The following is a 1,545-nucleotide window of genomic DNA, read 5'->3' as shown; positions in this document are numbered from 1 at the left end:
TAGAAGGCCGGTGAATTAATGGGGCATAGACTTCCCACATGTCGAATTTTGGAGGCCATTCTCCCCGCCGTTTGGCGCCAAAGGATGGGAAGACGAGCAGGACTTCCTGCTCCCAATTCCGGTTTTGCGCACGCCAAAGAGCCGGTCCCCCCTCGTTTTTTTCGAAACCGGCACAATCGCTTCAGATTTTGCACGACGGCGGTCAACAGCGCCTGTTCTTCCATGGCGTAAAGGCCCCGGCTTCGGGCCCGGTCCAGCCCGTGACATTCCTTCCCTTCGGCGAACACATGCTCACAACGCGTGCGAAGGGCTTGAATGGATCGATAGCCGCCCTGTTGCTGAATGAGCCTCGCTTGATTGCGAATCTGAACGTCTCGGACTTTCGCCTGGCGCTTTGCTTCCTGAGCGGGATCCTTCGCCCGGCGCTTCCAGGTTGGAATCTCCTCCATCTCCTTGCGGCGCAACGGCACGAGCGGTGTGATGCCTTGAACGAAGAGCGCTTCCAGATACTCGGTGGTGCCATACGCTTTGTCCGCAGACAAGGTCCGAATCGTAATCGACGGGTGGCGAAACTGAATCGAAGCCAGCTGCTCCAAACTCGTCTCCCGTTCCGCCGTTCCAGTGGCGAGGCTGGCCCGTCTGGATAAAATCACGCGCGACTGGACATCGATGACGTCGTGCACCAGATACCGAGGATACGCTTCCTGCCCTTTGCCTTTCTTGTACAACCGGGCATCCGGATCCGTCACGCTTCGATGGGTCCGGTTGGAAAACGTGGCTCCACGGAAGTTTCCCCGTTCTTCGGCATGGACGCGTTCCCCTGATTTTGGAGACGGAGAGGGTGGGTCGTCATCCGGATCCCGGGCCTCGGTCTGTTCATCTTCCCGGGCAGTGCGGGCCAGATAGTCTTCCAACGTCTCCACCGGAGCGAGCTTGACCTCCCGCAAGCTGTGGATCGAGGCATTCGCCCGCACTTGGGTGCCGTCAGCCGCCGCATGGACATCCGGCGAGACCAACCCCGCCGCGATGCATTGATCCACCACATAGGTCATCAGCCGGTCAAAGATTCCATGTTGGCGCCAGCGTTTCCGTGTTTTGACGAGCGTCGTTCGATCCGGCAGTGTGGGGTGATGAGGATCCGGATGGAGCACGGATTCAAAGTCGAGACCGCAAAACCACAAGTATCCGGCATGCATGGGGAGGATCTCATACAACTCCCGCTCAGAGTGGTCGAACAAATACGAGAGCAGCATTAGGCGAAGCAGCCGTTCCGGATCCGCCGCCGGGCGACCCGTTTTTTCCGTGTACAGGGGAGCCACCCAATCGTGAATGACGGAAAAGTCAACCGCTTCGTTGATTTGGCGCAAGATATGATGTGGAGGAACCAGTTCTTCCATGTCGATGACTTGAAACAGACGAGGCTGAGTCGAAGGGTTTTTGGGGGCTTTCATGATCCGCTCACGCTCCATTCCAACGATTTTTCTTCCTTTTTCGACATAAGCCCCCTAAATCCCTGCCTCAGGGTGTACTTTTTTCACCGGCCTT

General features: G+C 57.4%; 1 protein-coding gene. It reads right to left on the bottom strand.

Annotated features, from left to right (window positions below; translation table 11 throughout):
* The coding region (locus tag DI44_RS18105; protein ID WP_081823186.1) for a transposase at positions 1-1,469 on the bottom strand (1,469 nt) is incomplete at its 3' end.
* Positions 1,470-1,545 lie beyond the last annotated feature (76 nt).

The sequence above is a fragment of the Geobacillus sp. CAMR5420 genome (assembly GCF_000691465.1).
GTDB classification, from domain to species: Bacteria; Bacillota; Bacilli; order Bacillales; family Anoxybacillaceae; genus Geobacillus; species Geobacillus thermoleovorans.
The sequence above is the reverse complement of the archived record's forward strand: the minus strand, read 5'-3'. Positions and strand labels throughout refer to the sequence as shown.